9 protein-coding genes are annotated in these 7,321 nt (G+C 48.9%); 2 read left to right on the forward strand and 7 right to left on the reverse strand.

Annotation, left to right across the window (positions count from 1 at the left end):
* Together FJZ26_02695 and FJZ26_02700 are read right to left on the reverse strand one after the other, a co-directional pair.
* Positions 1-438, reverse strand: a 438-nt coding sequence (locus tag FJZ26_02695) for a hypothetical protein (GenBank protein MBM3229316.1), incomplete at its 3' end; no start/stop codon positions are given.
* A gap of 19 nt (positions 439-457) precedes the next feature.
* Positions 458-703, reverse strand: a complete 246-nt coding sequence (locus tag FJZ26_02700) for a DUF357 domain-containing protein (protein MBM3229317.1) — start codon at positions 701-703, stop codon at positions 458-460.
* A gap of 54 nt (positions 704-757) precedes the next feature.
* Here FJZ26_02700 and FJZ26_02705 point away from each other — a divergent pair, with 54 nt between their 5' ends.
* On the forward strand, positions 758-1,462 hold the full coding sequence (locus tag FJZ26_02705; GenBank protein ID MBM3229318.1) for a DNA alkylation repair protein: 705 nt from the start codon (positions 758-760) through the stop codon (positions 1,460-1,462).
* A 75-nt stretch (positions 1,463-1,537) separates the two neighbouring features.
* Entirely contained in the window at positions 1,538-2,644 is a 1,107-nt protein-coding gene (yjjX, locus tag FJZ26_02710; GenBank protein MBM3229319.1) for an inosine/xanthosine triphosphatase, read from the forward strand.
* Positions 2,645-2,698: 54 nt separating this feature from the next.
* Here yjjX and FJZ26_02715 read toward each other — a convergent pair whose 3' ends face one another.
* The 5 genes from FJZ26_02715 to FJZ26_02735 form a co-directional block, all read right to left on the reverse strand.
* Positions 2,699-3,736, reverse strand: coding sequence for a hypothetical protein (locus tag FJZ26_02715; GenBank protein ID MBM3229320.1), 1,038 nt, complete (start codon positions 3,734-3,736; stop codon positions 2,699-2,701).
* Between the two features lie 32 nt (positions 3,737-3,768).
* Positions 3,769-4,665, reverse strand: a complete 897-nt coding sequence (locus FJZ26_02720; protein MBM3229321.1) for a hypothetical protein — start codon at positions 4,663-4,665, stop codon at positions 3,769-3,771.
* Between the two features lie 79 nt (positions 4,666-4,744).
* Positions 4,745-5,827: a tryptophan--tRNA ligase gene (gene trpS, locus FJZ26_02725; protein ID MBM3229322.1), complete on the reverse strand. Its 1,083-nt coding sequence runs from the start codon at positions 5,825-5,827 to the stop codon at positions 4,745-4,747.
* A gap of 75 nt (positions 5,828-5,902) precedes the next feature.
* Entirely contained in the window at positions 5,903-6,613 is a 711-nt protein-coding gene (locus FJZ26_02730) for a hypothetical protein (protein MBM3229323.1), read from the reverse strand.
* A 50-nt stretch (positions 6,614-6,663) separates the two neighbouring features.
* On the reverse strand, positions 6,664-7,185 hold the full coding sequence (locus FJZ26_02735) for a hypothetical protein (protein ID MBM3229324.1): 522 nt from the start codon (positions 7,183-7,185) through the stop codon (positions 6,664-6,666).
* Between the last annotated feature and the right edge of the window lie 136 nt (positions 7,186-7,321).

Here is a 7,321-nt window from a genome sequence, read left to right on the forward strand (position 1 = left end):
GACACCTGCCTTTCTCATGGAAAAACTCCTCACAGCATCATAAACAAATGGCATTGGCGAGCCAAACGGGTCAAGCTCCACAAAATCAAAGCTGTTTGAATATGCCGCCTTGCAAAAGTCCTCTGAGAAAACTTGCGCTTTTTTTATCCCGTTGCGCGCAGCATTTTTTTCAATCAGTGCCGCAAGCAATTTGTTTGCATCAAGGAAAGACACTTTCCCGACGTTCTCGTTTTCAAGTTTGTAGCGTATGCCCCGTATTCCGCTTGCGCAAAACCCGTCCAAGGCCTCAAGCTTTTTTGCCCTTCCGTTTTTTCCATCCTCAATTTTTCCTATTGCCCCGACTGCAAGGCTGGACAAGTCGCGGTTGAGCCTCATGCTTGGATTGAAAAACGCCCCGCCGCCAATCTTTATCCGTGCCTTGCCTTCACTGACAATCATCAGCCCACCAATCCACAACCTATTTTTTTATGCGGTAGGCATCAATAAGCCCGTGCGCATAGTTGATGCAGCCAAACGCTGTGACAAAGTCCTTTTTATCAAGGAAATACTTAGTGTCCTTGCAGTAAAGCCGCGCAAGCTCCACGATGTGCGAGTTTTCGGCAGTCACTTTAACCTCAGGCACGTTTTGCTCAAACTGCCTTATGTCGCTTTCAATTCGCTCCCGCTCGCTAAGCTTTGCCGCCTTTGGGAATTTTCTTTCCATATGCTTAACTTGATAAACAAGCACAAATAAACCTTTAGCCGCAGGGTGTTTTTCATGAAGCCAAGCAATGCGGACTACAACTGGATAATCAAAACCCTCAATTCCATTAAAAACCCACGGAACGTCGAGGGCATGGCGCGCTTTGGCATCAACCCAAACGGCACGCTTGGCATCCCAATCCCTGAATTGCGTAAAATAGCCTCAAGGGCTGGAAAAAACCATGAGCTTGCGCTGCAGCTTTGGGACTCAGGCATCCACGAGGCGCGCATACTTGCAGGGTATATAGAACACCCCATGTGCGTCACTGAAAGGCAGTTTGAAAAGTGGGCTTCCCAGTTTGACTCCTGGGACGTGTGCGACCAGGTGTGCGGCAGCCTTTTTGACAAGACGGAGTTTGCAATTAGCAAGGCCAGGGAATACTCAAGCCGGGAGGAGGAATTCGTAAAACGTACCGGATTTGTGCTCATGGCATGCCTTGCTGTCCATGACAGGAGGCTTTCAGACAAAACATTTGTGGAGTTTCTTGGGCTGGTAAAGCGCGAATCGGCTGACGGGCGAAATTTTGTCAAAAAGGCCGTGAACTGGGCCTTGCGCCAGATTGGCAAGCGCAACAAGTTCCTGAATTCAAAGGCAAAAGGCATTGCCCGCGAAATTGAGCTTATTGATTCCCCTGCAGCAAAGTGGATTGCAAAAGATGCGCTGCGCGAACTTGAATCGGATAAAGTCAGGCTGAGGCTTGGCATGAAGCCGTCGGGCTGAGGCTTGGCATGAAGCCGTCGGGCTGAAAACACATGTGAAAACGCCAGCATCTTGACTATTGGCAGGCTTGTTTTAATGGCAATAAAAACAAATGCAAAAATCGTCATTGTTGGCGGGACGTTTGACTGCTTCCATGCGGGCCACGCAAGGCTTCTTGGCGTTGCGGCAAAGGCAGGCTTTGTGCAAATAGGCATCACCTCTGACAGGTTTGCAAGAAGCCTCAAGCGCCATGCCCTGGAGCCTTATTCAGTCAGGGCAAAGGCAGTGGAAAGATTCATGCAATCAACTGTCTCTTGGTCTGGCGCAAGGTCAGGATTGGGGGCAGGCTTTGAAATTTCAAAAATCGACGACAGGTTTGGCGGTGCGGCATCCGAAAGGGCTGCCAAAATTATTTGCGTTAGCCTTGAGACGCTTCACGGGGCAATTGCAATCAACAGGGCCAGGCATAGGCGCGGCCTCAAACCCCTGAAGATTATTTGCATCAGCCTGCTCAACGCACAAGACCATGTTCGCATCTCAAGCACGCGTGTTAGAATAAAGGCAATTGACAAGTCTGGCAAAAGGCTTTTGCCAGTCCTTCTTTGTGTTGGCTCAACCAATCCCTCAAAGCTTTCGGGGGCTGCCCAGGCTTCAAGAAGGCTTTTTGGAAAAAGTTTCAGGGTTGTTGGCTTCAAGGCAAAATCTGGCATAGGCAAGCAGCCCTTTGGCCAAACCACTGTCAAGGGAGCCAAAAACCGCGCCTTGGCAGCCTACAAACATTGCCTTGCCAAACGAGGCAGGTGCGATTTTGGCGTTGGGTTTGAAAGCGGCCTGTTCAGTGTTGCAGGCAGGCATTACGATGTCCTTTACTGCTCAATTTACGAGCCTTCCTTTGGCCACAGCATCGGGTGCAGCATGGGCTTTGAGGTGGGCAGGGAAATTGTAAAAAAAATCAAATCTGAAAAGTCAAGCCTTGGCTGGGCGGTTTCAAAAATCTCGGGCATCAGGGACATTGGCAGGAAAAACGGCGCAATACACTATCTTTCAGGCGGGCTTCTTAAGCGGGAGGAAATGGCTGTGCAGGCAATGCTTTGCGCAATGGTGCCAAGAATCGGCGGCCAATCCACCTGTTGTCTCACAAGAGCGAAAGCGCCTGAGAAAAATGCAAAGCAAGCTGTGGGAGACTGCCAACATACAGCGTAATGAAATAGAAAAGAACAAAAAAGAAAGGGACAAGTGGTAAGCACCGCGTCCCATCTACTTTTTCTTTGCCGCTTTGCCAGCTGCCGTCTTTGTTGCCTTTGGGCTGTCTTCATCTCCCATTTCCATGTGCCCGCTGCTTGTTTTTCTTGGCATTGAAAACCCGCCGCTTTGCCTGCGTGTTGCTGCATGCAAGACCGGGGGGCTTACTTGACTTTCAGCTGCTGCACCAGCTGATTTTTTCTCAAAAGGTGCCTGGGGCGCTACAAATCTTTGTGGCGCAACCCCTCCTTCAGCCTCCCTCTTTATTTCCCTGTATATGTACACACCAAAATATGCTGAGATGCCTGTTAGCAATGGGGTTAGAAGTATCTGCACTACATAATTGAAGCAGGGAATCACAAGCCCAACCAGGATTAGCGGCAGCATCACTACCATTATGGCTATCCCAAACACAAGCTGGTAAATGAAAATTGTTGCAGCCTTGCCATTTGTCATTGCCCAGGCTTTTTGCGAGCAAGCCCCTATGTCCTGCGTTATGTCACAAAGGAATATCTCACTCATAACTGAAAGTCGCACTCCATGGTATATCCAGCCGATAAACAAGGGAATGCCAAGCAGAATTGCAAGCGCAAGGCCAGGCAAATAGGCCACAAAAAACATCACTGCAACTCCAATAAGTGGAAGAACCCACAAAACCAGGTGTTTTTTCTCCCTCCAGAACAACATCACGTGCAGCCCCTGTGCTATTGTCGCCACAAGGAACTTCCAGGCAAGGCCAAAAGTGAAGTCCCCTTTTGCAAACCCTTCGTTTGCAAGTGCAGTGCGTATGAATTTTCCGCTAAAATAGCTGCTGACATACATGTTGACAACTACCAGGGCGCCAAAGAACAAAATTAACAGCAGGAAAACAGACGCCCCCCCTCCCTCGCTGGTCGCTGAAAGAAGGCTCCCCCCAAATATCATTCCAAGTACAATAACTGCGACCACAATGACAAAAGCTATCGTGTATGCCATGTACTTTGCAAAATCCATGTGCAGCTTTCCGTCTGTGACGGCATTAAGCGCATATTTGAGGCTCTCAACAATCTCCATTTTCCAGCACCCCCAATGTCAGTCCGCATTTCCTAGTCTTTTTTTTGCTGCTTTTTTTCAGCTGCAGCATCCTTGCTCCAAAGTGTTGTCAGGCTTTTCTCCTTTCTGATTTCACAAAACACATAAACCCTTGCATATGCCCAGACTCCCATGATAAGCGGCACCCAGAAAACCGCAAGCATGTCCATAATAAACCTTGAGGCAGCCGTGCTTTGGGTGAATCTGCCAATAATAAAAGTCAGCACTATCCAGGCAACAGCAAACGGAACCAATGCCGCAACCTGGGCGACAAAAAACGCAGCATAATATGTGAATATTTTCAGGGCCTTGCCCTGTGTCATCTCCCAGGATTTTTTTGTGTATTCAAACATGCCTAATTGTGAATTTACCAAACATAACTCGGGGGCAAAAGCCTGCCTAATCCAAAAATAAATCCATGCAAGTGCAACTGGCGCAAAGCCGATTGAGGCAATCACCGCCACTCCTTTTGCTCCAATTGAAGGCATCAAAAAAAACCTGGCCAAAAGGCCTGCAACCACTGCAAGAAAAGGGAATATGTATAAAACCAGGTACCTTTTATCCCTCCAGAAAACCAGCGTCTGTGCTGCAAGGATAATGTTGGTAAGTATGTACTTCCAAAAAATCTTCAAAGAATAGTCGCCAGGGCTCAGGCTTTCGTTCTCAAGGCCGGTTTTCAGGAATTTGCCCGAGTAATATTCCCTGGCAGCCATTATCAGTATCCCTAATGTGAATGCCATGGCTGCGGAAAAAAACGCCAAGGATTGCGGCAGAAAGCCTGCTGCAATTGAAACAAGCAACATCCCAAGGCCGTAGACAAAATACATGCCGGCAAAAACTATGTAATCCTTCCTCGGCCTTTCGTCCAACAATGCCCCAAACGAGTACTTAAGTCCTTGTGCAATCTCCATCAAAACCAACACAATAAGGCTTTGGGCGTGGTCCCACTGGCGCCAACTGCAATCAAAGCCCCTCCCATTAGCCCCTAACTTATCCCTGGGCTATCCTTTCTATTATCTTTTCAGCCTTTTTAATTGCTGCCTTTTTGTCCTGCTGGTGCTTCCTGAACCACTCAAGGGCATAGGGTATCCATTTTTTCTTGTACTCGCCTGTGAGCATCCTGCCGCTGTCCATGTCCTGCCTCATCTCCTCAAGCAGCCTGTCGTCAGGCAAAAAATGGAATTTCATATATTCAAACAAAACGTCCTTGCTTGAGTCGCCGCCAAACTGCCGCTGCTCGGCTGCAGTGTCCCGCCCGCCGCTAAACGCGCTTTGCAGTTTTTTCTCTATTGCCCCGATGTCCTCGTCAAGGCATATCGTGCTTTTTGCGTTGCGCTTGGACATTTTTTGCGAGCCGTCAAGGCTTTTTATGGTCCTGTGGTATGTTGCACTTGGGGCAACCAGGCCCAGCTTTGAGGCTATGTCGCGGCTGAAACGTATGTGCGGGTCCTGGTCAAGGCCCACAGGCACAAGGACCGGCTTTGGGCCGCCAAAATCCTCGTGCTGGGGAAGAAGTATGTCGCCAACCTGGGTCAGGGCAGCAAAATAAAGCCCGAAGTTCTTCTCGCCGTAGATTGCCTTGAGGGTTGCATGCGTTGCCCTGCTTGCTGCCATGTACGCAAAATTGGTCACCCTAATCTCCCTGGACTGCAGGTAAATGTGGGCGTTTTTCTCGTCAAGGCCAAGGGCAATCATGTCCGCAAGGTTTGACACTGCGTTTTCCCTTGACTTTTCAAGGCTTGTGCCGTTGTCTGCGTATGCCTCAAGGTCGGCAATGCAGTAGAAAACCTTTGCATCAAACCTTTTTTGGAAATAGACAAGCTCGTCTGCGGTAAGCTTTGAGCCAAGATGAAAGCTTCCGGAGGGCTTTATCCCGCTAAGGACCGCAATCTTGTTTTTTCTCTCGGCGGCCTGTTCAAACAGGTTCAAATCCCTATGGGCAAACACAAGGCCGCGTCCCACAAGCGTGCCGCCAATTTTTTTTGCAAGGCCAGCGTCAATATTTTTCAGGCCAAATTCATCAAAAAGCTTCTCCTCGCTTACTATGCTGCTGCTCCATGGGTCAAGCTCCATAACCAATCATCCTGTGGCTTAAAATATGCAAATCCATTGCCTGCCTTTTATGCAAGACCTGCCAATCTTATGTTTTTATGCAAGTTTTTTTGCCGGGTCTATCGAAACTCCTCTGTCACTGATGCCCATTTCGAAAATCTTGTTCTCATGGTGCACCCCGCGCATCTTCACGACTTCAATGTACCTTTTTCTCTCCCCTTTCCTGTGCAAATAGTAAAGCCTCACATACCCGTCGCACACATCCTCAATCCCGTATTTTGTGGAAGGTATGCTTTCCGTCACCGCACCCTCGTCATCGGACAGGACAAGAACAGTGCAGCCCCATTTTCGTATTGTCTCAACCATCTTGGCTATGCCAATCCGCCTCTTGTCCTGGTTTTGGTATGCAAGGGCAATTGGCGCAATGGGGTCTATGACCAGGCGCTTGACATTCAGAAGCTCCACCAGGCCCTTAACGCTGCTCTCGTTTGACAAAAAATGCTCAACTTCGTGCACAGGATATTCTATGAACACGACCTTCTTTTCCTTTTCAAGTGCGTGCAGGTCCCATCCATAGGACTTCATGTTTGCGGCCACGCCTTCCTTGCGCTCGTCAAACGAAATATAGACGCCGGGCTCCTTGGATTCTAATGCGCCTTTGACAAGAAACTGCATTGCAAAAGTAGTCTTGCCGCTTCCAGTGCCCCCTGAAACCGCAACCACGCTTCCCTGCGGCATTCCCCCGCCGGCAATCTTGTCAAACCCCTCAATCCCCGATTTGACCTGGGTTTTCTGGCTTTTAATCATGCAACCACACCCTATGAAGCATTTTTCAAGGCTTTTGAAAGCGGGGTTTTTCAGCCCTCTGCCCTTTTCATTTTTTCCATAAGCTGCTTTCCTAGGGCTGCCCGCTGGGCCATCCTCTTTTCGTATTCAGCCCTCTGCTTTTCATCCAGAACCTTGTTCACAAGCTGCGCATTCATCTCCTTGAGCATTGTTGAGACGTCTAGAAGCATGCTTTGCGCCTCCGACAGCCTTAGATTTATCTCATTTGGCTTTAATATCTCTATGCCAAGCGGGCCGTAAAGGCTGCACAACTGCGCAAGGGAGCGAAAATCAACGGCCAGCACCTTGACTTCGGCAGTCGTTGACCAAAGCTGCTCTGCCTGGACCGGCTTGTCCACCTCGCCATATACGTATTTGACTCCGTGCGCCCCATTGAGCTTTGCAATGAACCCCACAAGCGCGTTTTGAAGCTGCGCCTGGTCGTTTGAGTACATGTCAAAATACAAAAGCGCATATACTCCTCCATCCTTCACAATCCTTTCAATAAGACCTGTCGGCTCCTTAAGCGCCGCATCGCTGTTTTTAGCATCCATAAACATTACCTTCCACTTTTATAAGTTTCCGCTTGCCTATCTTGAAGCCTCCAAGGCCTCTTTAAATCCAATTGCCTGCGTGTAAAACGCCTTTCCAATAATTACTCCTTTTGCACCAGTCTCCTTAAGCCTTCTT

It is taken from the genome of Candidatus Parvarchaeota archaeon, assembly GCA_016866895.1.
Taxonomy (GTDB): Archaea; Micrarchaeota; Micrarchaeia; order Anstonellales; family VGKX01; genus VGKX01.